Genomic DNA, 25,965 nt, shown 5'->3' with positions numbered 1-25,965 from the left:
AGCGGGCCGTCAGCGAGATGTCATCGGGCGGTGTCACGGTCGAGGCAACCGCCCCGAAAGGACCCGTCTGATGTCTCGCCAACTCATCGCTGTCGCATTCGCCGTTGTCGCCACCTCGTTCGCCGGTACTACGGTCGCCAGCGCGCGCCCGGCCGACCCGGCGCCAACGCAAACCCCAGCACCCCAAACTCAGGCCCAACCCCAGGCTCAAGCCCCAGCCGCCACCTGCGCATACGGCCACTTCTGCGTCACCCACAACGGCCGCACCGACGACTTCTACCGCTGCGGCACCTACCCGGTCACCGGCTGGACCGGCACCGGTTACGTCTACAACAACCAGACCCCTGGAACCTGGGCCCAGCTCCTGACCCGCACCAAGGAGGTCTGGCGCTACGTCCCCAACCAGGTCGGCGGCTACGAAGACCTCAACCCGGTCTGGTACGTCAAGCCCTGCTAGCAAAGAGGGCCCGGCGCAACAAAGCGCCGGGCCCTCCGCAACGAGAAGCTGAGCTCAGATCCCCAGCCGCGTGTTCAGCAGCTCGCGCACCTTGGCCGCATCGGCCTGGCCACGCATGTCCTTCATCACCGCGCCGATCAGCGCCCCGGCCGCGGCCGGCTTGCCGGAGTTGACCTTCTCGACAACGCCCGGGGTGGCAGCGATCGCCCGGTCGATGGCCTCGAGCAGCGCCGAATCGTCCGAGACCAACGCCAGGCCGCGAGAAGCCATGATCTCGGCCGGCGTGCCCTCGCCCTTGACCAGACCGTCGAAGACCTCACGGGCGAGCTTGTCGTTGAGCGCACCGGAGTCGACCAGCTTCTGCACCTCGGCGATCTCCGCCGGGCCGACGCCCAGAGTGTCGACGTCCTTGCCGGCTTCGTTGGCCGCGCGGGCCAGCTCGCCCAGCCACCACTTCTTCGCGGCGGCAGCGGCGACGCCAAGGGCGACGGTCTGCTCGATCAGGGTCTGCACGCCGCCGTTGACGACGTCGCGCATCTCCAGGTCGGTGAAGCCCCACTCCTTCTGCAGCCGGGCGCGCTTCAGCGGCGGCGCCTCAGGCAGCGTCGCGCGGATCTCCTCGACCCACTCCCGCGCCGGTGCGACCGGTACCAGGTCCGGCTCCGGGAAGTACCGGTAGTCGTCGGCGTCCGACTTCTCCCGGCCCGAGGTGGTGATGCCGGTGTCTTCGTGCCAGTGCCGGGTCTCCTGCAGAATCGAGCCGCCGGCTACCAGCACTGCGGCCTGCCGGGTGATCTCGTAGGTGATGGCCCGCTCGACCGAGCGGAACGAGTTCACGTTCTTGGTCTCGGTCCTGGTGCCCAGCGTGGTGGTGCCCGAGCGCTTCAGCGACACGTTCGCGTCGCAGCGCAGCGAGCCCTGGTCCATCCGGACGTCGGAGACGTCCAGCGCGAGCAGCAGATCGCGCAGCTGGCTGACGAACTCGCGGGCGACCGCGGCGGCCTTGGCCGGCGGCACCTCGATCGTCTTGGTGACGATCTCGATCAGCGGGATACCGGCCCGGTTGTAGTCGACCAGCGAGTGCGACGCCCCGTGGATGCGGCCGGTCGCGCCCCCCACGTGGGTGGACTTGCCGGTGTCCTCCTCCATGTGGGCGCGCTCGATCTCGATCCGGTAGGTCTCGCCGTCGACGACCACCTCGGTCCAGCCGTTGAAGGCGATCGGCTCGTCGTACTGCGAGGTCTGGAAGTTCTTCGGCATGTCCGGGTAGAAGTAGTTCTTCCGGGCGAACCGGCACCACTCGGCGATCTCGCAGTTCAGCGCCAGGCCGATCTTGATCGCGGACTCGATCGCGCGGGCGTTCACCACCGGCAGCGCGCCCGGCAGACCGAGGCAAACCGGACAGGTCTGCGTGTTCGGCGGGGCGCCGAACACGGTCGGGCAGCCGCAGAACATCTTCGACCGCGTGTTCAGCTCGACGTGGACCTCCAGGCCCATCACCGGGTCGAACTGGCCCAGAGCGTCATCGATGGACAGCACATCAGCAACCACAGTCATCGGGTGACCTCCAGCTCCGGAGCCTTCGACATCAGCACGCCACCCCACTGGTCGGCGTACGCCGACTCGAGCGCCGAACCGACCAGGTAGCACAGGTCGTCGCGCATCACCGGGGCCATCACGTGGAAGCCGACCGGCAGGCCGTCCTCCTCCGCCAGACCGATCGGGAACGACGCGGCGGCGTTGCCGGCCAGGTTCGACGGGATGGTGCAGAGGTCGTTCTTGTACATCGCGATCGGGTCGTTGACCCGGGCGCCGATCTCGAACGCGGTGGTCGGCGTCGAGGGCGAGACCAGCACGTCGACCTGCTCGTAGGCGGCGGTGAAGTCGCGGGCGATCAGCGTCCGCACCTTCTGCGCCTGGCCGTAGTACGCGTCGTAGTAGCCGCTGGACAGCGCGTGCGTGCCGAGCATGATCCGGCGCTTGACCTCGGGACCGAACCCGGCCTCGCGGGTCAGGCTCATCACCTTCTCGGCGTCGTTCTCACCGTCGTCGCCGACCCGCAGGCCGAACCGCATCGCGTCGAACTTGGCCAGGTTGGAGGAGGCCTCGCTCGGCAGGATCAGATAGTAGGCCGGCAGCGCGTACTGGAAGTGCGGGCAGGACACCTCGACGACCTCGGCGCCCAGCTTGGTGAGCAGCTCGACGGCTTCGTGGAAGCGCGCCTCGACGCCCGGCTGGTAGCCCTCGCCGCCGAGCTCCTTGACGACGCCGATCCGCAGACCGGTGACGTCACCGCTGCGAGCCGCGTCGACGACCGCGGGCACCGGCTGGTTGATCGAGGTGGAGTCCATCGGGTCGTAGCCGGCGATCACCTCGTGCAGCAGCGCCGCGTCGAGCGTCGTCCGCGCGCACGGGCCTGGCGTGTCCAGGCTGGAGGCGAGCGCGATCAGCCCGTACCGCGAGGTGCCGCCGTACGTCGGCTTGACGCCCACGGTGCCGGTGAACGCGGCGGGCTGACGGATCGAGCCACCGGTGTCGGTGCCGATCGCCAGCGGCGCCTGGTACGCCGAGATCGCGGCCGACGAGCCGCCACCCGAGCCACCGGGGATCCGGTTCAGGTCCCACGGGTTGTGGGTGGTCCCGTACGCCGAGTTCTCGGTCGACGAGCCCATCGCGAACTCGTCCATGTTGGTCTTGCCGAGGATCACGATGCCGGCCGCCTTCAGCCGCTTCACCACGGTCGAGTCGTACGGCGGCTTCCAGCCCTCGAGGATCTTCGAGCCGGCGGTGGTCGGCACGCCGTCCTGGGTCAGCACGTCCTTCAGGGCCAGCGGCACGCCGGCCAGCGGGCCGAGCTCGTCACCGGCCGCGCGCCGCCTGTCGACGTCGGCAGCCTGGGCCAGTGCGCCCTCGGTGTCGACGTGCAGGAACGCGTGCACGGCGCCGTCGGTGCCGCCGATCCGGTCCAGGTGGGCCTGGGTGACCTCCACCGAGGAGGTCTGGCCCGAGCTCATCAGCTCGGACAGCTCGACTGCGGTCTTCCGTGTCAGGTCCGTCATCACGCCTCCTCACTGAGAATCCGCGGTACCCGGAAACGCTGCTCCTCGGCCGCCGGGGCGCCGGACAGCGCCTGCTCCGGGGTCAGGCAGGCAACGACGACGTCCGGGCGCATCACGTTGGTGATCGGCAGGGCGTGCGACGTCGGCGGGATGTCCTCGGCAGCCACTTCACTGACCTGGGCGACCAGGCCGATGATCTGCTCGAGCTGCGGAGCGAGGTGGTCGAGCTCGTCTTCGGTGAGCTCGATCCGCGCCAGTCGCGCCAGATGCGCGACCTCATCGCGGGTAATCGATGGCATGAAGGATTCCAATGGTCTACAGCGAGTTGCCGGCAGGGTGCGCACTCGACGTGCTGGCACCTACCTACGGACCGGCCCATCCTAGTGGGCCGTTGTGACACTTGTATTTCCGGTTTGCCGCCCGGAAAGTGTTCACCAGTTGGGAGGCCCCGGCGTGTCACTTTGTTCCGCTCTGTAACATTGGCCGCGACAGGGCGTAACTTGCGTGGTATTCGGCTGGGAGATGATCGTTCGGTGTTCCTGCTGCGATTGATCATCCCGGACCGTCCCGGTTCGCTGGGCACCGTCGCAACGGCCCTCGGTGAGGTGAGTGCCGACATCCACGCGATCGAGATCGTGGAGCACCGTCGTGAGAACGGCACCGCCGTCGACGACATCGTGGTCGACCTGCCGCCGGGTGTGCTGCCCGACCGGCTCGTCTCGGCCTGCAACGGTGTCCCCGACGTCGAGGTGATCTGGTTCTCCCGGTACGGCGCCGGCGGCGGCCTGCACATGGACCTCGAGGCCGTCGAGCAGATGACGTCGGCCCCGGCCGAGGCGATCGACATCCTGGTCGAGCAGGCGCCCGCTGTCCTGCATGCCGACTGGGCCGCCTTGCTCGACGGCACCGGCAGCGCGATCAAGGTCGCGCTGGAGACCAGTGCCACACCAGAGTTCGGCGACCTGGGTGAGCAGTGGCTGCCGCTGGCGAAGGCGACGACGCTGACCGCGCCGGACCACAAGGGTCTGTCCGAGTCGGTGCTGGTCGCAGCGCCGCTGGAGTCGGACCGCCGGGTGCTGGTGATCGGCCGCCGCGGCGGGCCCGAGTTCCTCGGCTCCGAAGTGGCCCGGCTGAGCTACCTGGCCAGCCTCGCGGTCACCATCCGCGCCACTGCCTGACCCAAAGCAAGCAGCACAACGAGGAAGGCGTCTCCCGCATGCGGGAGACGCCTTCTTCTAATTACGTACGGTGTTCAGTTGTACCGGAAGTACAGCAAGGCCCACAGCCCCGCGATCACCAGCAGCACGACCACCCCGACCACGGCGACGACCACCACCGCCTGGGTGTTGCTGCCGTCACGCTCCGGGAGGTCGAACTGGGTCGGCCCCCACGGGCCGCCCCCGTCCACCCGGGGCAGTGACTCCGGCGGCGGCTTGGCCACCGGAGTCTGCTCCCGCTTAGCCGGGCTGAACTTCATCACACCTCACACGTAGTACGACTCGTACTTGATCTCGATCGACTGCGACTGGTAGTCGTCGCTGCCGTTGCCGCGCTGCTCCACCCGCCAGCCGGACACATAAGCAATGTACGGCTTGCCGTCCTTGTGCGAGTCGAGGAAGGCCTTCAGCGCCGCGGTGTCCGGGCCCTTGAGCACACCGAACCCGTCCGCGATGGCCGCCGGCAGCGCCGCCTTGACCTCTTCGGGCTTACCGGAGGCACTGAACTCGAGCACCCGGATGCCGGTCTTGCCGCCGATCGCGAAGATCCGCTGCGAGCCGGCCCGGCCGAGATCCTTCCGGCAGGACGAGGTGCAGGTGTACTGCTTGGACTTCAGCACCGTGTTCAGCTGGTCCTCGGTGGTCTGGAACTCCTTGCGCGGCAGGTCGTACGAGTCCGAGCCGGACTTGCCACCGGAGATCTGCAGGGTGCCGCCGAGGTTCATCAGGCTGAACTCGCCCCAGGTGCTGCCGACCTTGGCGTTCTTCTGCCCGGTCTTCACCGCCGCCTGGATCTTGGCCACCTCGCTACCGCCGAAGGTGTCGTTGCCGATCGCCTGCAGCGCCGCGTCGAAGGCGACGGTGGCGTTGTTGACGTTCTCGGAGTTCCGCGACCGGATCAGGGTCCCGATGATGGTGCCGTCGGGCTGGAACTGGAACAGGATCTCGGTCTGGCTGATCTCGTCGACCTTGAAGCAGCCGCGGTGCGCGCCCTGGGCTCCGTTGAACAGATCGGAGCACTGGAACCCGGCCGCCTGCACCTTGTCGGTGGCTGCCTTCGCCTGGCCCTTGGACTCGCCCACCGTGCCGTTGTTGCTCGGCCCGCCGGTCGGCTGCTCCGTCGGTTCACCGGTCGGCTCGCCCGTGGGCTCACCAGTGGGCTCGCCCGTCGGGTTACCGGTCGGCTGGGTGGAGGTCGGTTGCGTGACCGGCTTGTCGTCGCCACCCAGCGCGCGGACACCGAGGAAGACCAGCAGGCCGATCAGCACGACGCCGACCACACCGCCGCCGATCACCAGCGGCAGCTTGTCCTTGGGGATGCCACCCTTCTTCGGCCCACCGGGTCCACCCGGTCCGGCCTGCCAGGGCTGTTGCTGCTGCTGGTGCCAGCCACCCTGCTGCGGCTGCTGGCCCCACGGCTGCTGCTGGTAGCCGGGCTGACCGGGCTGAGGCGCCGGAGGCTGACCCCAACCACCAGCCGGCGGCTGTCCACCCTGCGGAGGCTGACCAGGCTGCTGGCCCCAGCCACCCTGCTGCGGGGGCTGACCCTGACCGGGCTGACCATGACCGGGCTGCTGACCGGGCTGAGGTTGTCCGGGCTGCGCCGGCGGCTGACCCCAGCCACCACCGCCCTGGCCGGGCTGCTGTCCCCAGCCACCCTGGCCTGGCTGTCCACCCGGCTGACCCCCTTGTTGCCCGCCCGGCTGGCCCCCCGGCTGCCCAGGACCCCACGGTCCTTGTGGCGGCGTAGTCATATGCGCTCCTTAGAAACCCACGTGTAGATGGTGCAAACTAACAGTCCGACGGATCAGAGGCCCGGTCGGATCCCTTGAGTGTCAGGCATCTTCGGGATCGGGGTTGGTGGCCACTCGCGCAGCCGCCTCCGGCCCATCCGTCAGCAGTACTTCGAACCCGGCCGCGTCCAGCACCGGTACCCCGAGCTGAACCGCCTTGTCGTACTTGGATCCCGGCGAATCGCCGACCACCACGAACGAGGTCTTCTTGGAGACCGAGCCGGCCACCTTGCCGCCGCGCGAGACGATCGCCTCGGTGGCTTCGTCCCTGCTGTACCCCTCGACCGTTCCGGTCACCACCACAGACTGTCCCACCAAGGTCTGTTCGACTGTTGGTCCAGACCGGATCTGCCGCAGTTCGACGCCGGCATCCTTCCACTTACGGACGATCTCCTGGTGCCAGTCGATCTCGAACCACTCGATCACCGCGTGCGCGATCGTCGGCCCGACGCCCTCGATCTGCGACAGCTCCTCCTCGGACGCCGCCTCGATCGCGTCGATGTCGTCGTACGCCGCCGCCAGCGCGGCCGCCGCGGTCGGGCCGACGTGCCGGATGGAGAGCGCGACCAGGCCCCGGGACAGCTGTTGCTTCTTGGCCTGGTCGAGGTTGGTCAGCAACTTGGTGGCGTTGGCCGACAGCGCGCCGGCCTTGGTGGTGAAGAAGGAACTGTTGATCAGGTCATCCGCGGTGAGCGAGAAGATGTCGCCCTCGTCGGTGATCAGCTCGCTGCTGATCAGCGCGTCGGCCGCCTTGAAGCCGAGCACCTCGATGTCGAACGCGGATCGGCCGGCCAGGTGGAACAACCGCTCCCGCAACTGGGCCGGACACGATCGGGAGTTGGGGCAACGGATGTCGATGTCCCCCTCCTTCATCGGCCGCAGCTCGGTCCGGCAGGACGGACAGTGGGTCGGCATCCGGAACGGGTGCGCGTCGTCGGGCCGCAGCTCCATCACCGGGCCGAGGATCTCGGGGATCACGTCGCCGGCCTTGCGCAGTACGACGGTGTCGCCGATCCAGACGCCCTTGCGCTCGACCTCCTGGCCGTTGTGCAGGGTCGCGAACTCGACCGTCGAGCCGGCCACCCGGACCGGCTCCATCACCCCGTACGGGGTGACCCGGCCGGTGCGGCCGACGTTCACCTCGATCGAGAGCAGCTTGGTGGTGACCTCTTCGGGCGGGTACTTGAAGGCGATCGCCCAGCGCGGCGCGCTCGAGGTCGAGCCGAGCGCGCGTTGCAGGTCGACCTCGTCCACCTTGACCACGACGCCGTCGATCTCGTGGTCGACCGAGTGCCGGTTCTCGCCGTAGTACTCGATGAACTTGTTGACCTCGGCAAGGGTCTCGACCCGGCGGGCCCGGTCGCTGACCGGCAGGCCCCACTCCTTCAGCAGCTGGTAGGCCTCGGAGAGCCGGCCGATCTGCAGCCCCTCGACCTTGCCGATGCCGTGCACGACGAAGCGCAGCGGCCGGCTGGCGGAGACCCGCGGGTCCTTCTGCCGCAGCGAACCGGCGGCGCTGTTGCGCGGGTTGGAGAACGGGTCCTTGCCTGCCTCGACGAGCTGCGCGTTCAGCGCGGTGAAGTCCTCGACCCGGAAGTAGACCTCGCCGCGGACCTCCAGGAACGCGGGCGGGTCGGCGACGGCCAGCTCGTTGGGGATGGAGTCGATGGTGCGGGCGTTCAGCGTGATGTCCTCGCCGGTGCGGCCGTCGCCGCGGGTGGCGCCGCTGACCAGCCGGCCGTGCTCGTAGACCAGGTCGAGGGCCAGGCCGTCCACCTTGAGCTCGCAGAGGAAACCCGAGTCGTGGATCTGCTGGACGGTGACCTCGCGCTCCAGCCGCTTCGCCCAGGCCTCCATCTGCTCGGCGGAGAAGGCGTTGCCCAGGCTCTCCATCCGCTGCGGGTGCTCGACCGCGGTGAACAGCGTCGAGATCGGGACGCCGACCTTCTGGGTCGGCGAGTCGGGCGTGCGCAGCTCGGCGTACTGCTCCTCGATCGCCTGCAGTTCGTGCATGAGCGCGTCGAAGTCGGCGTCGGAGATGGTCGAGGTGGCCATGTAGTACCGGAACCGGTGCTCCTCGATCTCCCGGCTCAGCGCGGCATGGCGCTCCCGCGCCTCCGGCGGCGCGGCGGGCTGATCGGCGGCGCTGGTCTCAGGAATCTCCGTGCTCATGACCAGAACCTACCGGCCGCCATCGACATTTCTAGGCTTCTGCGGTGTCTCCGACCACTTCAGCTGTGCGTCGAAGAAGTTCCAAGCGGGTGCGGGCGTCGGTCGGTGACGGGGAGCCCGCGAGACCACACGCTGGGGTGATCACGACGTCGACGAGATCCTTCTGGGTCAGGCCGATCTCGTGCCAGCGGCGGGTCAACAGCTCCGCCGCCTGCTCTGCCTTGGGCACAGCACCAGTCGTCGGTACTACGCCCGCGTACAACGTGATGTTGTCCTCCACGGCAAAGGCGATCTGCTCCCAAGCGGCCTCGGTGAGCAGTGCCATGTCCACCGCCACTCCCCCGGCCCCTGCCTTCCGGAAGACCTCGATAGGCGGCCGGGCCGCGCAGCAGTGCACCACTGTGATCGCGGGCGCCGCAGCTTCGATCACTCGGCTCAGCAGGTCAACAGACCCAGGCCCGTCGACAGAGCGGTGCTTGCCCCACCCACTGGCAGTAGGCACAGCCCCTGCCAGTACTGCGGGCAGCCCCGGCTCATCGATCTGTACTACGAGCTCCGCCCCCGGTACGCGCTTCCGCAGGTCCGCGATGTGCCCCTGCAGCCCATAAGCCAACGCCTCGGCCAGGTCCCGCCTGGCGCCGTGATCGGCCAGCACCTTGTCGCCCCGAGGCAACTCGACTGTCGCGGCGAGTGTCCACGGCCCAGTCACCTGCAGCTTCAGTGGACCGGTGTAGCCCTCGGCCAACTCCTCCAGGACGTCCAGGTCCTGCAGCAGCAGTGACCGGGCTCGACGCTGGTCCAGGCTCGCCCGCGTGTCGTTGCCGCCCGTGAGCCGCCATCCGGCCGGCTGCAGGTCCATCGCCAGGGAGGTGATGACACCGGAGGAGCGGCTGAGCATGTCGCCGTACGGGCGGGCGGGGAGCTCCGGCAGGAAGGGGATGGTGACCGCTTCCAGCAGGTACTTCGTCCACTCGCGCAGATCCTCGCCAGGCAGCGAGCCGATCGCAGTAGTTGCCGCCGGACCAAACGGAGTGCTGCTCAAGGAGTCACACCTTCTGAGTTGCGCGCTCGACTGTGTCGATGGTGGCCGACCCGATCACCCGGGTGCCGTCGTACAGGACCACTGCCTGGCCGGGAGCGACCGCATCCGCAGGCTCGTCGAAGCTGACCAGCACCTGGTCGCCCTCGAGCCGCGCGGTGACCGCGATCTCCTCGCCGTGCGCGCGCAGCTGGGCCTTCACGTGCAGCGTCTCGGTCGGAACCGGGCCGCACCAGCGCGGCTTGGACGCGGTCAGCGACTCGACTGCCAACTCCGCGCGGGAACCCACCGTGACAGTGCGATCGACCGGGCTGATGTCGAGCACGAAGCGCGGCTTGCCATCGGCGGCCGGAGTACCGATCTTCAGGCCCTTGCGCTGACCGACGGTGAACCCGTGGGTGCCCTTGTGCTCACCCAGCTTGTTGCCCTCGGCGTCGACGATGTCGCCGGGCGACTCCCCCAGATGCTTGCTGAGGAAGCCCTCGGTGTTGCCATCGGCAATGAAGCAGATGTCGTGACTGTCGGGCTTGGCCGCCACCGACAGCCCACGGCGCTCGGCCTCGGCCCGGATCTCCGTCTTGGGGGTGTCGCCGAGCGGGAAGAAGGCGTGCTTCAACTGCTCCTGCGTGAGCACTCCGAGCACGTACGACTGGTCCTTCGCCGGATCCACCGCACGGTGCAGCTCGCGACCCTCCGGGGTCTCGATGATCTGCGCGTAGTGCCCGGTGACGACGGCGTCGAAGTCGAGCGCCAGCGCCCGCTCCAGCACCGCGCTGAACTTGACCTTCTCGTTGCACCGCAGGCAAGGATTCGGCGTCCGGCCGGCCGCGTACTCCGCGACGAAGGGCTCGACCACGTCGGCGTGGAACCGCTCAGCCAGGTCCCAGATGTAGAACGGAATCCCGATCACGTCGGCCGCGCGCCGGGCGTCGCGGGAGTCCTCGACCGTGCAGCAACCCCGGGCGCCGGTGCGGTACGACTGCGGGTTGCGGCTCAGCGCCAGGTGCACCCCGACCACGTCGTGACCGGCCTCGGCCATCCGCGCCGCCGCGACGGCGGAGTCGACCCCGCCGGACATGGCTGCGAGTACCCGCATCAGTTGTTCCTTCCCACGTTCTGCAATCCGGCGGACATCGCCCGCTCGACGACGGGCCCGATGTTGTCCAGTACGGCGTCCACGTCGGCCCGGGTGGACGTGTGACCCAAGGTGAAGCGCAGCGACCCGCGAGCGCGCTGGTCGGGGTAGCCCATCGCCAGCAGCACGTGGCTCGGCTCGGCCACCCCGGCATTGCAGGCGGACCCCGTGGAGACCTCGATCCCCCGCGCGTCGAGCAGCAGGAGCAACGAGTCGCCCTCGCAGTCCTTGAACGACAAGTGTGCGTTACCGGGCAACCGGCCGACCGGGTCGCCGGACAGCAGGGCGCCGGGGATCGTGCTCGTGATGCCCTCGACCAGCGCGTCGCGCAGCTCCGTCAGCCGCTGCCCGTGCTCGGCCTGGTGCTTGATCGCGTGCTCGACCGCCACCGCGAAACCAGCCGTCGCCGGGGTGTCCAGCGTGCCGGACCGAACGTCACGCTCCTGGCCACCGCCGTGCACGATCGGCACCAGCTTGGTCTCCTTGCGGACCAGCAATGCACCGATCCCGTACGGGCCGCCGAGCTTGTGGCCGGTCACCGTCATCGCGTCAACACCCAGCTCGGCGAAGTCCACCGGCACCTGCCCGACCGCCTGGACAGCGTCGGTGTGCACGGGGATCGCGAACTCCTTGGCCAGCGCCGCGATCTCCTGCACCGGCTGCAGCGTGCCGACCTCGTTGTTGGCCAGCATCACCGTGATGAACGACACAATCGCCGGGTCGGCCTCGATGGCTCGCCGTACGTCGTCCGGCCGGACCCGGCCCAGCTCGTCGACCGGCAGCCACTCCAGCTCAGCACCCTCGTGGGACGCGAGCCACACCGCCGAATCCAGTACTGCGTGATGCTCGATCCCGCTCAGCAGGATCCGGCGCCGCCGCGGATCCTCGGCCAGCCGCGCCCACCACAGCCCCTTCAGCGCGAGGTTGTCCGCCTCCGTGCCGCCCGAGGTGAACACCACCTCACTCGGCTGGGCGCCCAGCGCCTCGGCAATGGTCTCCCGCGACTCCTCGACGGTGCGCCTGGCCGCGCGGCCGGAACCGTGCAGCGAGGAGGCGTTGCCGGTCCGTCCGAGGTGAGCGGCCATCGCCTCGATCGCCACGGACAGCATCGGTGTCGTCGCGGCGTGATCGAGGTAGACCGTCCGACGGCCAGAAGAGGTCATAACACCCTCAAGAGTAAGTCCTCGGCAGATGTTCCCGTTCAGCCACCGTTGATTTGAGCAAGCCAGGCGTGATCCGGGTGCAGGTGGTGAACCATGTCGGCGAGCCAGGCCCGTTTGGCCGGCGGGAGCAGCGGGAGGACGGCGGCGAGGTCCTGCCGGTCCTTGGGGCGATCGAGACGAGCCTTGTAGGCGACGGCCAGCTCGGGATTCAGGTACCGGATGCCGTCGTCGGCGACCCAGGTGACCTCGTCGAGCGCGTAGTCGAGCGACGGGTCGCGGCGGAACACCCAGCGCCCGTCGCGATCGGGGTTGAGCACCACGTCGTACTTCCAGGGCGCCAGCGCGTGTTCGCGCAGCCAGACCTGATCCGCGGTCTCGGGCATCACCGGGTCATCCACCGACAGCGGACCGATCGACCCGCTGCCCGCTGACCACACGTGGTACCGGCCGTCGGCGTACCGGACCAGGTCGGGCACGTTCTTCCGCCAGAACGACACATCGAGGTCGTCGTGCGGTCGCGAGACTCCCGTGAAGGCCTCCACGGCCCAGCCACCCGCGACCCACCAGTCCAGCCCGAGACCACCGAAGAACTCCGCAGCCTCAGCGCGGGTGGCCGGTTCGACCGGGCCGTAGAGGCGTTGGAAGGCGAGCTCCTCGGGGTCGAGTCCGTCGGCGTACCAGTGCCTCTGCTCCATCCCCCGATCCTGACACCTCGTCGGGCCGGACGAAAACGGCCTCGGCAGTTGTCGTCGGCGACGAATACGGGGCGTCCCAGCGGTCCTAGCGTCGGGACATGGCGACCCTGAGCGAAATCGAGACGTGGCTACAAGACCGGCTGCCGGCGTTGCTCGCCGAGCACCAGGTCCCCGGGACGGCGGTCGGCGTACTGTTCGGCGGCGAGGTGATCGACCACTCGGCCGGGGTGCTGAGCACCGCGACCGGTGTCGAGACGACCACCGACACGATCTTCCAGATCGGCTCCATCACCAAGGTCTGGACCGCGACCCTGGTCCTGCAACTCGTCGACGAGGGCAAGGTCGACCTGGACCGGCCGGTGCGCGACTACCTGCCCGAGTTCGCGATCCGCGACGACGCGGCGGCCGCTGTGATCACCGTGCGCCAACTGCTCAGCCACACCTCGGGGTTCGAGGGCGACATCTTCAACGAGACCGGCAAGGGCGACGACGCGGTCGAGAAGTTCGTCGCCACCCTGACCGAGGTCGGCCAGCTCTTCCCGCCGGGTGAGCGGTTCTCCTACAACAACGCGGCCTTCGCGGCCCTCGGCCGGCTGATCGAGGTACTGCGGGAGAAGCCGTTCGACGCCGCGCTGCGGGAGCACCTGCTGACGCCACTCGGGCTGACCCACTCGGCCACCGACCCGTACGAGGCGATCCTGCACCGCGCCGCGGTCGGCCACCTTCGCCCCTCTCCCGACGCGGCTCCCGTCCCGGCGCCGATCTGGGCGATGACCCGAGGCATGGCGCCCGCCGGAGCCATGCTCGCTATGCGCCCGCGTGACTTGCTCGCCTTCGCCAAGCTGCACCTCGACTCAGGCACAGCAGCCGACAGTACTGCGGTACTGAGTCCCGCCAGCGTCAAGGCGATGCAGGAGCCACAGGTCAAGCTCCCCGCGATCGGCCTGATGGGTGACGCGTGGGGACTCGGCTGGGAGCTGTTCGACTGGGACGGCACCACCGTGATCGGCCATGACGGCGGCACCATCGGCCAGAACGCCTTCCTGCGGATCGTCCCCGAGCACGGTCTCGCGGTCACCGTGCTGACCAACGGCGGCGACACGATCGAGCTGTACCAGGCTGTCGCCGGCCACGTGGTCAAGGAGCTGGCCGCACTCGACCTCCCTCCGATGCCCACTCCCCCGGCCACCCCGGTGCCGATCGACACGGACCGGTTCCTCGGCACGTACAGCTGCGAGGTCGCCGACTTCACCGTCCGGCAGGACGACGACGGCAAGGTCTGGCTGGACCAGACACCGAAGGGGATCTTCGCCGAGCTCGGCCCCGCTCCCGATCCGGTCGAGCTGGTCGGCCGCGACCAGGACAGCCTGATCGCCGTGGTGGCGCAGAACGGCGTGAACATGCCGCAGGTCTTCCTCGGTGACGACGGCCAGGGCCGAGCGCTCTACCTGTTCAACGGCCGGGCCATCCGCCGCGCCTCCGCCTGATCTCGTTCTCAATCCTCTGGAGACACCATGAGATTCACCGTTGCGGTCGCCGGTGCCTTGGTCGCCGGGCTGGTCCTGTCCGCCTGCGACTCGGGCGGTGGGACCACCACGGCCGGCAAGCCGCTCGAAGGCCAGACCCTGACGATGGCACTGGGCGGCGACCCGGGCAACCTGGACCCGCAGTTCACCTCGCTGTCGCTCACCATGCAGGTCGACAAGTTCCTCTACGACTCACTGCTCAACGTCGATGCCAAGGGCCAGCAGGTGGCGGGTCTCGCGGAGAAGTGGGAAGGCACGACCACCACCGCGAAGTACACGCTGCGCAAGGGCATCACCTGCCTGGACGGTACGGCGCTGACGGCGAGCACGATCGCGGAGAACATCAACTTCGTCGGCAACCCGGCCAGCAAGTCGACCCGGATCGGTGTCTTCGTGCCGCCGGGCGCCAAGGCCGTCGGCGACGACGCGGCCGGCACCGTGACGGTCACGGCCGCCGCGCCCGACGCCTTCCTGGTGCGCAACGTCGGCGGGCTGCACATCGTCTGTGCCAAGGGCATGAAGGACCGCAACCTGCTGAAGCAGGGGTCCGAAGGCACCGGCATGTACAAGGTCGCCGAGGCTGTTCCCGGCGACCACTACACGCTGACCCGCCGCAAGGAGTACGCGTGGGGGCCGGGCGACTTCAAGGCCGACCAGGCCGGGCTGCCGGACAAGGTGGTCCTTAAGGTCGTGGCCAACGAGACCACCACGGCCAACCTGCTGATCTCCGGCCAGGTCAACATCGCCGCCATCGCCGGACCTGATCGGCAGCGGCTGGAGGCGCAGAAGCTCTACTCCCGCAGCCTCGGTTCGCCGCTGGGTGAGCTCTGGTTCAACCAGAAGGCAGGCCTGCCGACCGCAGACCTCGCCGTACGCCGGGCGCTGACGCAAGGCCTCGACCTGACTCAGCTCGGCAAGGTGATCACCGGCGGCGCCGGTTCGCCGACCACCAGCCTGGTAGCCCCCGGCACCGGACCGTGCGACATCGACACGGTCACCGGCAACCTGCCTGGCCATGACCTGGCGGCAGCCAAGGCAGGTCTCGACGCAGCGGGCTGGAAGGCCGGTGCAGGTGGAATCCGGGAGAAGGGTGGCGCCAAGCTCTCCCTCGTCTTCTACTACCCGACCACCCTCGGCCCGACGATGCAGTCCGCCGGAGAGCTGCTGCAGAAGGCCTGGACCGAGCTGGGCGTAGAGGTGTCGCTCAAGGCCGTCTCCACCGCCGAGGTCAGCACCGTGATCCTCGCGGGCCAAGGCACCTGGCACGCCGGCCTGATCCCGCTGACGGTGAGCCTGCCCAGCCAGTTGGTCAGCTTCCTGTCCGGGACCGGCCCGCCCAACGGCAGCAACTTCTCCTCGATCAAGAACCCCGAGTACGACGCCGCGATCAAGAAGGCGGCGGCAATCGCCGGAGCGGACGGCTGCGACGACTGGGCGGCCGGCGAGCGGGCGCTGCTCAAGCAGGTCAACGTGGTGCCGTTCGCGAACTCGACCGTGCCGGTCTTCGCCAAGGGCGCGACCTTCGAGCTGAGCGACGGCGTCTCGCCGGCCTCCATCCGGATGCTGGGGTGAGCAGATGACCGCGACGATCAGCCCTCCGGCGGGGTTCACCACCCACCCGTGGGTGCGGTTCGCGGCTCGCCGGTTCGCGCGGCTGGTCGGCTCTGTGCTGGTGCTGGTCAGCGCTGCCTTCCTGATGATCCACCTGATCCCGGGTGACCCGGTCCGAGGAGCACTCGGACCGGTGGCGGCCCAGAGCGTCGTCGACGCCCAACGCGAGTCGCTGGGCCTCAACGACCCGCTGTGGGTGCAGTACCTGCACTTCCTGCAGAACCTGATCACCGGCAACCTCGGTACGTCGATCACCACCGGCCTCCCGGTGTCCGACGTGATCCGGGATCGCCTGCCCGCCACACTCCAGCTGGCCGTCGGCGCCTTCGTGCTGGCGGTACTGATCGCACTGCCGGTCGGCCTGGTCCTGGGTGTCCTCACCCGGGCCGGCCGTCGGCCGCGCACCGAACTGACCTTCACCTCGTCCTCGATCATCCTGGCGGCGATCCCGGAGTTCCTGCTGGCAGTGGGGCTCGTCTACGTCTTCGCAGTGAAGCTCCAGTGGTTCCCGGTCGCAGGGCGCGGCGCTGTCTCGTCGTACGTGCTGCCGATGACCTCGCTGGCTCTCGGCCCAGCAGCAGTACTGGCACGCATCTGCCGGGTCGAACTGCTCGCAGTACTGCAGACCGACTACCTGCGCACTGCCCGAGCCAAGCGCCTCCCTGCAGCGGCTATATACCTCCGTCACGCGCTGCCGAACGCAGTGACGGCCACGATCACCCTGGGCGGTCTGCTGCTTGGTGGCATGGTCGCCGGGACCGTGCTGGTCGAGAACGTCTTCGGCTGGCCAGGGCTCGGCAGCACGATCGTCTCCTCGATCCTGGCCAAGGACTACCCGCTGGTGCAGGGCGTAGTGCTCGTGTACGGCGCGGGCGTCCTGCTGGTGAACCTGGCCGTCGACGTGATCCTCGCCCTGCTGGACCCGCGCTCCACGATCAGGGACAACTGATGCGGGCCCGCTGGCACGCAGTACTCCGTACGCCGGTCGGCGCCGGCGCGGGTGTCCTCCTGTTCGCCATACTGCTGCTTGCTGTCCTTGCGCCCGTCCTCTGGTCCGATCAGGCCAACGCGATCGACACCGAGCACCTGCTCGAAGGCTCGACCGCACAGCACCTGCTCGGCACCGACAACCTCGGCCGCGACATCTTCTACCGAGTGCTCGTCGCCTCTCGTTCATCGATCCTGCTGGCCCTGATCGCGACCTCGATCGCGGTGTTCACCGGACTCGCCTTGGGATGCGCGCCGATGTTGCTCGGCCGCAGGGCCGGCCGGTTGACGACCTCGGTGGTGAACATCGCCGTCGCGTTCCCCGGCCTGCTGCTCGCCCTCTTCTTCGCGGTCATCTTCGGAGTGGGCGCGAAGGGCGCGGTGCTGGCGATCGGCTTCGCCGGCGCGCCGTCGTTCGCGCGGCTGGCGCAGACGCTGGTGGCCGGGATCTCGGAGCGAGACTTCGTCGCCGCCGCGCGGATCGCCGGGGTCGGCCGGTTCCGGATCCTGCTGCGGCACGTGCTGCCCAACATCGCCGAACCGCTCGTGGTGAACGCGACGATCGGCGCCGGCGGCGCGCTACTGGCTTTTGCCGGCTTGTCGTTCCTCGGCCTGGGCGTGCAGCCACCGGCGTACGACTGGGGGCGGTTGATGGGCGAGAGCCTGAACAGCATCTACGTGCATCCCGCTGCGGCACTCGCGCCCGGTGTCGCCGTGGTGATCGCCGGACTGGCCTTCAACCTCTTCGGTGAAGCCGTGGCGAAGGGGTTCGGCGTACCGGTTCTCAAAGGCGCGCGAGTCGTGCCGCAGCCCGAAACGATGCCGGCAGCACCTGTCGACGACGATGCGGTGCTGGTCGTCAGAGAGCTGCGAGTCACCTTCCCCGGCCCGGTCACGCCCGTCCGCGGGATCAGCTTCACCATCCACAAGGGCGAGATCGTCGGCGTGGTCGGCGAATCGGGCTCCGGCAAGAGCCTGACCGCACTCGCCGTTGCCCAGTTGATCGAATCGCCCGGCCAGGTGCACGCCTCCGAACTGTCCTTCCTCGGTGCACCGCTGCTCGGACGAGTCCCAAGCCGCAGTACTGCGGACGCGCGGCGACGCCTGCTTGGTACGTCGTTCGCGATGGTCTTCCAGGACCCGATGACCTCGTTCAACCCGACGAAGCGGATCGGCGTCCAGCTTGCCGAAGGCGCTCGCGAGCACCAGGGGATGTCGCGGCGCCAGGCGATGGCCCGGGCGGTCGACCGGTTGCGGGCGGTCCGGATCCCCACGCCTGAGCGGCGGGCGCGGCAGTACCCGCATGAGTTCTCGGGCGGGATGCGTCAGCGGGCGATGATCGGCATGGGGCTGATGGGCTCGCCGGCGCTGATCGTCGCCGATGAGCCGACCACCGCGCTCGACGTCACGGTGCAACAGCAGGTGCTGAACCTGCTGGAGGCGATCCGGACCGAGGACGAGGTCGCCGTGCTGTTGATCAGCCACGACATCACCGTGGTCGCGCAGGTCTGCGATCGCGTCCTGGTGATGTACGCCGGACGCATCGTGGAGGACCTGCCGGCGGACGAGCTCGCGAGCGGGGCGCGTCATCCCTACACGCGGGCGTTGCTGGCCGCAGTACCGGATCTGGAGACGCCGCTGGAGGAGCCGTTGGCTGTGATCCCGGGGCGGCCGGTGGATCCGTCGCAGTTCCCCGCGGGGTGTGCTTTCGCGGCCCGCTGCGAGTTCGCGGAGGACCGGTGCAAGACGGATGATCCGACGCTGACCAGCCATGGGCCGGCGCACGAGGTGGCCTGCTGGAACCCACAGGGCGCACCGGCCTGGCAAGCTCGGTATCTGGGCCACGAGTCGATTCGGACGGGACGGGCATGAGCGAACTGCGCTTCGATCAGGTGACGGTCCGGTACGGCGTGGGCCGGCACGCGATGACCGCGGTCGACACGGTCGACCTGACGGTGCCCTCCGGCCAGGTGGTCGGACTGGTCGGCGAATCGGGGTCGGGCAAGTCGACGCTGGCCCGGGCCGCGGTCGGGCTGACCGAGCCGTCCGCCGGGCAGATCCTGCTGAACGGCAAGCCGCTGAAGTACCGGACCGGGCAGAGGCGGCCCTTGCAAATGGTGTTCCAAGACCCTTATTCATCACTCGATCCACGCATGACGATCGGCAGCACGATCGCGGAAGCGTTGTCCGGCTTCCCCGGCAACAGGGCTGAGGAGGTCGTCCGGCTGCTCGGTCTCGTCGGGCTCGAGGCCGAGCGAGCGCGTTCGTACCCCGGCGCGTTGTCCGGCGGGCAGCGGCAGCGGGTCGCGATCGCACGAGCGCTGGCGGGCCGGCCCGACGTGATCATCGCCGACGAGATCACCTCGGCCCTCGACGTCTCGATCCAGGGCTCGGTGCTCAACCTGGTCCGTTCACTGCAACGCGAGCTCCAACTCTCGATGCTGTTCATCTCGCACAACCTGGCGGTCGTCCGGTACATGAGCGACCTGATCGCCGTGATGTACCTCGGGCGGATCGTCGAGTTCGGGCCGGCCGAGCAGATCCTCGGCGACCCGCAACACACCTACACCCAGGAACTTCTCGCCGCCGTACCCCGGCGCAGCCAATGACCCACTCAAGGAGGATCTCCGCCGTGACCCGACGTCTGCGCATCGATGACCTGACCGAGCTCGCCGTCCCGGAGCAGCCCGCGCTGTCGCCGGACGGCACCCAGATCGCGTACGTCCTGCGGACCATGGACCTGGACGGCGACCGCACCCTGCGGAGCCTGTGGCGGGTGCCGGTGTCCGGTGGCGAGCCGCAGCGACTCACTCGCGGCGACGCCGACACCTCCCCCGTGTGGTCGCCCGATGGGACCCGGTTGGCGTTCCTGCGCGCCAAGGACGGGCCGGCCCAGCTGTGGGTGCTTCCGATCGGTGGGGGTGAGCCGGAGCAGCTGACCACCCTGAAGCTAGGCGCTGGTACGCCGCGGTGGAGTCCTGACGGGCGCCGCATCGCCTTCAGCGCGCCAGTAGACCTCGCTGGTGACTCCGAGGGGCACGAGCCGATCGTCACCGAGCGGCTCGACTACCAGTCCGATGGCGCGGGCTGGCTGCGCACACTGCGCAACCACGTTCACCTGCTGGAGGTTGGCTCGCAGGAGTGTCGGCAGGCCACTGAGGGCGACTGGCACGCGGGTGACCCTGCCTGGTCACCAGACGGCACCAAGCTTGCCTTTGCAGCTGCTACTGCGGCTGACGCCGACCTCAAGCCGGCAGCACCGGCGTACGTGCTCGATGCGACCGACCCGAAGGCCAAGCCCCAACTAGCTGGACTGGCTGAGGGGCTGGCTGGTCCGATGCTGTGGACGGCTGACAGCGAGGCACTGCTGACCGTTGGCAACCCGACCGGTCCGGTGGGACATGCCGGCTTGCTGCGTCTCTGGCTGGGTAATGGCGACGTGCTGAACTTGGCCAAGCCTCTCGATCGCAACGTGATGCCCGGCGGATCGGCGTACCCGGGAGCCCTTCCTGCATTGGTCGATGGCGGCAGCACGGTCCTCTTCGCCGCTCGCGACCGCGGCTGCAGTCACCTGTACTCCGTACCCGTCGCCGGTGGCGCACCGAAGAAGGTGCTCGGCGAGCCGGGGCAGAACGTCTCCGGCCTCACGGTCGCCGGTGACGCCGTGGCACTCGTGCTGACCACGCAGACGTCGTACGGGGAGATCGCCACGCTGGACCTGGCGACCGGCGTGGCCACCCCGCTCACGACGTACGGCGAGAGCCTGGACGAGGTGGAGCTGTTCCCGCGGGAGGAGCGCGAGTTCACCATCTCCGACGGGACTGTGGTGCCGGGGTACGTGATCCGCGATCCGTCGGCGACCGGGCCGGGGCCGCTGCTGCTGGATGTCCACGGCGGCCCGCACAACGCCTGGAACGCGGTGGCCGACGAGGTGCACTTCTACCACCAGGAGCTTGCCGCCCGCGGCTGGATCGTGCTGCTGATGAACCCGCGCGGCAGCGACGGCTACGGCGAGAAGTTCTTCAACGCGGCGCTCGGTGGCTGGGGTACGGCGGACGCGAAGGACTTCCTCGAGCCGCTCGACCAACTGGTTGCCGAGGGCATCGCCGATCCGAAGCGGCTCGCCGTCGCGGGCTACAGCTACGGCGGCTTCATGACCTGCTACCTGACCAGCCGCGACAACCGGTTCGCCGCGGCCGTCACCGGTGGCGTGGTCAGCGACCTGACCAGCATGGCCGGTACTTCGGACAGCGGGCACTTCCTGACCGCCTACGAGCTGAACGGGCCTGGCGACTTCAGTGCCATGTCGCCGTTCAGCCAGGTCGACAAGGTCACCACCCCGACCCTCGTCCTGCACGGCGACGCGGATGTCCGCTGCCCGGTCGGCCAGGCCCAGCAGTGGCACACCGCGCTGCGCGAGCAGGGGGTGCCGACGCAACTGGTGCTCTACCCGGAGGCCAGTCACCTGTTCATCGTCGAGGGCAGGCCGTCGCACCGCCTCGACTTCAACCGGCGCATCCTCGACTGGGTCGAGCAGTACGCCGGTGACGCGGCCGGCCCGCGCCGGGCCCGGATCGACGCGGCGCACTGGCAGCGCAGGCTCACCACGCTCGCGGCCAAGCACGGCGTACCGGGGGCGACGCTGGGCATCCTGCGTGTGCGGGACGGTGTCGACGACGAACTGGTGGAGGCGGCGACCGGCGTACTGCTCAAGGAGAGCGGTGTCGAGGTGACCACCGACTCGCTCTTCCAGATCGGTTCGATGTCGAAGGTCTGGACCGCAACGCTGGCGATGCAACTGGTCGACGAGGGGCTGCTCGACCTCGACAAGCCGCTGATCGAGGTGCTGCCGGAGCTGCGGCTGGGTGATCCCGATGTCGCCAAGCAGGTGACGATGCGGCACCTGCTCACCCACACCAGCGGGATCGACGGCGACGTCTTCACCGACACCGGGCGGGGTGACGACTGCCTGGAGAAATACGTCGACGGGCTGGCCGAGGTCGGGCAGAACCATCCGCTCGGAGTCACCTGGTCGTACTGCAACTCCGGCTACTCGCTGATCGGCCGGGTGATCGAGAAGCTCACCGGCAAGACCTGGGACGAGGCGCTGCGCGAGCGGCTGATCGTGCCGCTCGAGTTGGAGCACACGGTCACATTGCCGGAGGAGGCGCTGCTGCACCGTGCCGCGGTCGGGCATGTCGGTACTGGCGACGAGCTGGCCAAGGCGGCCGTTTGGGGCTTGCCGCGGTCGCTCGGCCCGGCAGGGTTGATCGTGTCGACGGCCGCTGACGCGCTGGCTTTCGCTCGCCTGCATCTGAACGGCGGAGCGGCGCCTGATGGCACCCAGGTGCTGCGCGAGGCGACCGTGAAGTTGATGGCGGAGAAGCACGTGGAGCTGCCGGACAAGTACTCCCTCGGCGACTCGTGGGGGCTCGGCTGGATCCGGTTCGACTGGAACGGCGAGCGGCTGATCGGGCACGACGGCAACACGATCGGCCAGGCGGCCTTCCTGCGGGTGCTGCCTTCCGAGGGGCTGGCGGTGACGCTGTTGACCAACGGCGGCAACACGCGTGATCTGTACGAGGAGCTTTACCGCGAGATCTTCAGCGAGTTGGCCGACGTCACGATGCCTTCGCAGCTGACCGCGCCGGCCGAGCCGCCTGCTGTTGATTTGGGCAAGCATGTTGGTCGGTACGAGCGGGCGGCCACTCTCCAGGAGGTCTTCCTCCGCGATGGCCAGGCCGTACTGCGAACGACGGTGACCGGGCCGCTGGCCGCGCTGATGCCGGAGGAGTCGCAGGAGTGGAGCATGACTCCGGTCGACGCGACCGGCGACCTCTTCGTCATGCAGCCGCCGGGGGTGCAGACGTTGATCCCACTGACGTTCTACTCGCTGCCCACGGGTGAGAAATACCTGCACTGTGGGGTCCGAGCCACGCCGAAGGTGAGCTGATGACTGCGCTGATCTCGCAACTGACGGCTTCGCTGCCGCTGATGCTGGCCGATCTGGAGACGCTGGTGACGTGCGAGTCGCCGTCGTCGGATCTCGCCGCAGTGGCGGCCAGCGCCGACGTGGTTGCCGCGGTCGGGACGGAGCGGCTCGGCCGCGCACCGGAGTACGTGGTGATCGATGGGCGGACGCATCTGCGCTGGCGGCTCGGCGACGGGCCGTCGCGGGTGCTGGTGGTCGGGCATCACGACACGGTCTGGCCGATCGGCTCGTTGGCCACCCATCCGTTCGTGATCGAGGACGGCGTACTGCGGGGGCCTGGGTGCTTCGACATGAAGACCGGGCTGGTGATGGCCTTCCACGCTCTGGCTGCGCTGCCTTCTGCTGCGGGGGTCGCGGTGCTGGTGACCGGTGATGAGGAGCTGGGGTCGCCGTCGTCTCGGGCGCTGATCGAGGAGGAGGCTGTGGGGTGTTCGGCGGCGCTGGTGTTGGAGGCGTCTGCGGAAGGTGCGTTGAAGCTCGAGCGCAAGGGGGTGTCCAACTACGAAGTACGGATCGTCGGACGCGCTTCGCATGCTGGGCTCGAGCCTGAGCTCGGGGTGAACGCCAGCATCGAGGCCGCGCACCAGATCCTCGCGGTCAGCCAGTTGGGTGATGCCTCTGTCGGGACGAGTGTCACGCCTACTGCCCTGACCTCCGGTACGACGCGGAACACTGTGCCGGCCGCGGCGAGTTTCTTGGTGGACGCGCGGGCTCGGTCGGTCGCGGAGCAGCTTCGGGTGGATGACGCGATGAGGGCTCTGCGGCCGGTGCTCGCCGAGGCTTCGCTGGAGATTCTCGGTGGGCCGAACCGGCCGCCGTTGGAGCGGAAGATGTCCGAGGATCTGTATGCGCGGGCTGGTGTGCTGGCTGCTTCGCTGGGGCTCGCGCCGTTGCGTGAGATCTCGGTCGGAGGTGGCTCGGACGGGAACTTCACCGCAGGCGTCGGTACTCCGACCCTGGACGGCTTGGGTGCCGTCGGTGGCGGTGCTCACGCTGACGACGAGCATGTCGTGGTGGCGGAGATCGCGCCGCGAACCGCTTTGCTGGCCGCGCTGATCGCCGATCTGCTGGACAGACCATGAGCATCGCCTTCGGTACTTCGGCCGCTCAGGACGGTTTGATGGCGGCGGTGGCGGCCGGCGTACAGATCCGGGAGCTTCGGGAGTTGTCGGAACTCGACGAGGTCTACCGGTTGTACAACGCGATCTGGCGGCCTGACCCGAAGAACCCGCCGGTGACTACTGAGCTGCTGCGTGCTCTGACGAAAGCGGGCAACTATGTCGCCGGCGCGTACGACGGGGACCAGTTGGTCGGTGCCTGTATGGGCTTCTTCGCCGCGCCCGCCGAGGTGGCGATGCACAGCCACGTGGCGGGTGTCTCTTCTGCTGCGCAAGGCCGGAGCGTCGGGTTCGCGCTCAAGCTGCACCAACGCGCGTGGGCGCTGGAACGCGGGGTCACGGCGATCTCGTGGACCTTCGACCCGCTGATCCGCCGCAACGCGTATTTCAACGTGACGAAGCTGGCCGCGGTGCCGACGGAGTACCTGACCAACTTCTATGGGCTGATGCAGGACGGGATCAACACTGGCGATGATTCGGACCGGCTGCTGGTCCGCTGGCAGTTGGACGCGCCGGAGGTCGCTGCAGCCGCTCAGCGGCCGACCGCCTGGGTTGGCGGCTCCGCCTCCGCCACGCCGGCGCGACAGTTGCCGCAGGCAACTGTTGCGCTGGCGTGTGGCGAGGACGGGTGGCCAGTGCGTGGCTCGGCAGCTGGCAATGGGCTGGTGCTTGTTGGTGTGCCGCCTGACGTGGAGGGTCTGCGCGGTGCCGACCCGGCGGCTGCCAAGGAGTGGCGACTCGCCCTGCGCGAAGTACTGGGCGGCTTGCTGGCGGACGGCGCCCGGGTGACCGGCTTCGACAAATCCGGCTGGTACGTGCTCGACCAATCAGGCTCTGGCGACCAGAGGAGAGGACTGCTGTGATGAAGCTGACCGGAGTCGAGCTGCGGCGGATCTCGCTGCCGTTGGTGTCGCCGTTCCGGACCTCGTTCGGAACCGAGACGACCCGGGACGCCCTGCTGGTCCGCGTCGTCAGCAGCGAGGCAGAGGGCTGGGGCGAGTGCGTCGCGATGAGCGGCCCGCTCTACTCATCGGAGTACGTCGACGGAGCGGTCGACGTACTGCGGCGATTCTTCGTCCCCGCGTTGGCTGCGGCGGACCAGCTCTCGGCCGTGAAGGTCGCCCCGGTGCTCGCCAAGTTCCATGGGCATCGGATGGCGAAGGCGGCGTTGGAGACCGCATTATTGGATGCCGAACTGCGAGCCGAGGGGCGGCCGTTGGCGCGCGAGCTCGGGGCTGTGCACGACCGGGTTCCGTGTGGCGTCTCGGTCGGCATCATGGACTCGATCGGCGAACTGCTGGACGCGGTCGACGGCTATCTCGCCGAGGGCTATCTGCGGATCAAGCTGAAGATCCAGCCGGGTTGGGATATCGAACCGGTGGCGGCGGTGCGGGAGCGCTTCGGCGATGTGCTGCTGCAGGTCGACGCCAATACGGCGTACTCGGTGTCGGACGCGCGGCACCTCGCCCGGCTCGACCCGTTCGACCTGCTGCTGATCGAGCAACCGCTGGACGAGGAGGACGTGCTCGGCCACGCGGAGCTGGCTCGGCAGCTCAAGACTCCGATCTGCCTGGACGAGTCGATCACCTCGGCCCGCGCCGCCGCCGCTGCGATCTCCCTGGGCGCGTGCTCGATCGTCAATGTGAAACCCGGCCGGGTCGGCGGCTATCTGGAGTCGGTCCGGATCCACGACGTCTGCGTCGCGCACGGCATCCCCGTCTGGTGCGGCGGCATGCTCGAGACCGGTCTCGGCCGAGCCGCCAACGTCGCCCTCGCGGCCCTGCCCGGCTTCACCCTCCCCGGCGACACCTCCGGCTCGAGCCGGTACTACGCAACCGACATCACCGCCCCCTTCACACTGGACGACGGCCACCTGCCGGTCCCCACCGGTCCAGGCATCGGCGTCGAGCCTCTGCCCGATCAGCTGGCCGCCGTCACCACCTCCACCGAATGGATCCCGCTGTAGCGGCCGAACACAGCGACAGGCAGTAGTCGCCTCCG

Annotated in this window: 22 protein-coding genes; 12 read left to right on the top strand and 10 right to left on the bottom strand. The window is 68.8% G+C overall.

All coding sequences use genetic code 11. The annotated features are described in order from the left end of the window. Positions 1-70 precede the first annotated feature (70 nt). On the top strand, positions 71-457 hold the full coding sequence (locus AB0P21_RS35590; protein ID WP_363702810.1) for a hypothetical protein: 387 nt from the start codon (positions 71-73) through the stop codon (positions 455-457). A 54-nt stretch (positions 458-511) separates the two neighbouring features. Here AB0P21_RS35590 and gatB read toward each other — a convergent pair whose 3' ends face one another. The 3 genes from gatB to gatC are packed head-to-tail and all read right to left on the bottom strand — an operon-like array spanning position 512 to position 3,815. Continuing rightward, entirely contained in the window at positions 512-2,014 is a 1,503-nt protein-coding gene (gene gatB / locus AB0P21_RS35585; RefSeq protein ID WP_363702808.1) for an Asp-tRNA(Asn)/Glu-tRNA(Gln) amidotransferase subunit GatB, read from the bottom strand. Continuing rightward, a complete protein-coding gene (gene gatA / locus AB0P21_RS35580) occupies positions 2,011-3,516 on the bottom strand; it encodes an Asp-tRNA(Asn)/Glu-tRNA(Gln) amidotransferase subunit GatA (protein ID WP_363702806.1) in 1,506 nt (501 codons plus the stop codon). Before gatA ends, gatB begins: the two co-directional genes overlap by 4 nt. Then, positions 3,516-3,815: an Asp-tRNA(Asn)/Glu-tRNA(Gln) amidotransferase subunit GatC gene (gene gatC, locus AB0P21_RS35575; RefSeq protein WP_363702804.1), complete on the bottom strand. Its 300-nt coding sequence runs from the start codon at positions 3,813-3,815 to the stop codon at positions 3,516-3,518. The genes gatA and gatC overlap by 1 nt, the downstream gene beginning before the upstream one ends. Before the next feature lie 234 nt (positions 3,816-4,049). On the opposite strand from gatC, the gene AB0P21_RS35570 reads away from it, so the two are divergent. Beyond that, complete coding sequence (locus tag AB0P21_RS35570) at positions 4,050-4,694, top strand: amino acid-binding protein (protein WP_363702802.1); 645 nt, start codon at positions 4,050-4,052, stop codon at positions 4,692-4,694. A gap of 74 nt (positions 4,695-4,768) precedes the next feature. Here AB0P21_RS35570 and AB0P21_RS35565 read toward each other — a convergent pair whose 3' ends face one another. Both AB0P21_RS35565 and AB0P21_RS35560 read right to left on the bottom strand, forming a co-directional pair. Then, the gene (locus AB0P21_RS35565; RefSeq protein ID WP_363702800.1) at positions 4,769-4,993 is read right to left on the bottom strand and encodes a hypothetical protein; all 225 of its coding nucleotides are present in this window, start codon (positions 4,991-4,993) and stop codon (positions 4,769-4,771) included. Positions 4,994-4,999: 6 nt separating this feature from the next. Continuing rightward, positions 5,000-6,028: a PT domain-containing protein gene (locus AB0P21_RS35560; protein ID WP_363702798.1), complete on the bottom strand. Its 1,029-nt coding sequence runs from the start codon at positions 6,026-6,028 to the stop codon at positions 5,000-5,002. 87 nt (positions 6,029-6,115) lie between these two features. On the opposite strand from AB0P21_RS35560, the gene AB0P21_RS35555 reads away from it, so the two are divergent. Next, positions 6,116-6,514, top strand: coding sequence for a hypothetical protein (locus tag AB0P21_RS35555; RefSeq protein ID WP_363702796.1), 399 nt, complete (start codon positions 6,116-6,118; stop codon positions 6,512-6,514). 54 nt (positions 6,515-6,568) lie between these two features. Here the strand turns inward: AB0P21_RS35555 and ligA are convergent, their stop codons facing one another. The 5 genes from ligA to AB0P21_RS35530 are packed head-to-tail and all read right to left on the bottom strand — an operon-like array spanning position 6,569 to position 12,730. Continuing rightward, positions 6,569-8,698, bottom strand: coding sequence for an NAD-dependent DNA ligase LigA (gene ligA / locus AB0P21_RS35550; RefSeq protein ID WP_363702794.1), 2,130 nt, complete (start codon positions 8,696-8,698; stop codon positions 6,569-6,571). Between the two features lie 31 nt (positions 8,699-8,729). Next, positions 8,730-9,740, bottom strand: coding sequence for a methionine synthase vitamin-B12 independent (locus AB0P21_RS35545; protein ID WP_363702792.1), 1,011 nt, complete (start codon positions 9,738-9,740; stop codon positions 8,730-8,732). Between the two features lie 4 nt (positions 9,741-9,744). After that, complete coding sequence (gene mnmA, locus AB0P21_RS35540; protein ID WP_363702790.1) at positions 9,745-10,833, bottom strand: tRNA 2-thiouridine(34) synthase MnmA; 1,089 nt, start codon at positions 10,831-10,833, stop codon at positions 9,745-9,747. Continuing rightward, positions 10,833-12,035, bottom strand: coding sequence for a cysteine desulfurase family protein (locus AB0P21_RS35535; RefSeq protein WP_363702788.1), 1,203 nt, complete (start codon positions 12,033-12,035; stop codon positions 10,833-10,835). Before AB0P21_RS35535 ends, mnmA begins: the two co-directional genes overlap by 1 nt. Before the next feature lie 38 nt (positions 12,036-12,073). After that, positions 12,074-12,730 (bottom strand): hypothetical protein, encoded by a 657-nt coding sequence (locus AB0P21_RS35530; protein WP_363702786.1) that lies wholly within the window; start codon positions 12,728-12,730, stop codon positions 12,074-12,076. 98 nt (positions 12,731-12,828) lie between these two features. On the opposite strand from AB0P21_RS35530, the gene AB0P21_RS35525 reads away from it, so the two are divergent. Genes AB0P21_RS35525 through menC form a run of 9 tightly spaced genes read left to right on the top strand, consistent with a single transcriptional unit; the run spans position 12,829 to position 25,930 of the window. Next, complete coding sequence (locus AB0P21_RS35525) at positions 12,829-14,217, top strand: serine hydrolase domain-containing protein (RefSeq protein WP_363702784.1); 1,389 nt, start codon at positions 12,829-12,831, stop codon at positions 14,215-14,217. Positions 14,218-14,244: 27 nt separating this feature from the next. Then, positions 14,245-15,828 (top strand): ABC transporter substrate-binding protein, encoded by a 1,584-nt coding sequence (locus AB0P21_RS35520; protein ID WP_363702782.1) that lies wholly within the window; start codon positions 14,245-14,247, stop codon positions 15,826-15,828. A 4-nt stretch (positions 15,829-15,832) separates the two neighbouring features. Beyond that, a complete protein-coding gene (locus tag AB0P21_RS35515; protein ID WP_363702780.1) occupies positions 15,833-16,816 on the top strand; it encodes an ABC transporter permease in 984 nt (327 codons plus the stop codon). Continuing rightward, a complete protein-coding gene (locus AB0P21_RS35510) occupies positions 16,816-18,726 on the top strand; it encodes a dipeptide/oligopeptide/nickel ABC transporter permease/ATP-binding protein (protein ID WP_363702778.1) in 1,911 nt (636 codons plus the stop codon). The genes AB0P21_RS35515 and AB0P21_RS35510 overlap by 1 nt, the downstream gene beginning before the upstream one ends. Then, positions 18,723-19,463: an ATP-binding cassette domain-containing protein gene (locus AB0P21_RS35505; RefSeq protein ID WP_363702776.1), complete on the top strand. Its 741-nt coding sequence runs from the start codon at positions 18,723-18,725 to the stop codon at positions 19,461-19,463. The genes AB0P21_RS35510 and AB0P21_RS35505 overlap by 4 nt, the downstream gene beginning before the upstream one ends. 23 nt (positions 19,464-19,486) lie before the next feature. Continuing rightward, positions 19,487-22,807, top strand: a complete 3,321-nt coding sequence (locus AB0P21_RS35500; protein WP_363702774.1) for a serine hydrolase — start codon at positions 19,487-19,489, stop codon at positions 22,805-22,807. After that, positions 22,807-23,928, top strand: coding sequence for a M20/M25/M40 family metallo-hydrolase (locus AB0P21_RS35495; protein ID WP_363702773.1), 1,122 nt, complete (start codon positions 22,807-22,809; stop codon positions 23,926-23,928). The genes AB0P21_RS35500 and AB0P21_RS35495 overlap by 1 nt, the downstream gene beginning before the upstream one ends. Then, positions 23,925-24,827 (top strand): GNAT family N-acetyltransferase, encoded by a 903-nt coding sequence (locus AB0P21_RS35490; protein ID WP_363702771.1) that lies wholly within the window; start codon positions 23,925-23,927, stop codon positions 24,825-24,827. Before AB0P21_RS35495 ends, AB0P21_RS35490 begins: the two co-directional genes overlap by 4 nt. Further along, entirely contained in the window at positions 24,827-25,930 is a 1,104-nt protein-coding gene (menC, locus tag AB0P21_RS35485; protein WP_363702769.1) for an o-succinylbenzoate synthase, read from the top strand. The genes AB0P21_RS35490 and menC overlap by 1 nt, the downstream gene beginning before the upstream one ends. Positions 25,931-25,965: the final 35 nt, after the last annotated feature.

The organism is Kribbella sp. NPDC056861 (assembly GCF_040687575.1).
Taxonomy (GTDB): Bacteria; Actinomycetota; Actinomycetes; order Propionibacteriales; family Kribbellaceae; genus Kribbella.
Note: the sequence above shows the minus strand (reverse complement) of the source record. Positions and strands in the feature narration are given on the sequence as shown.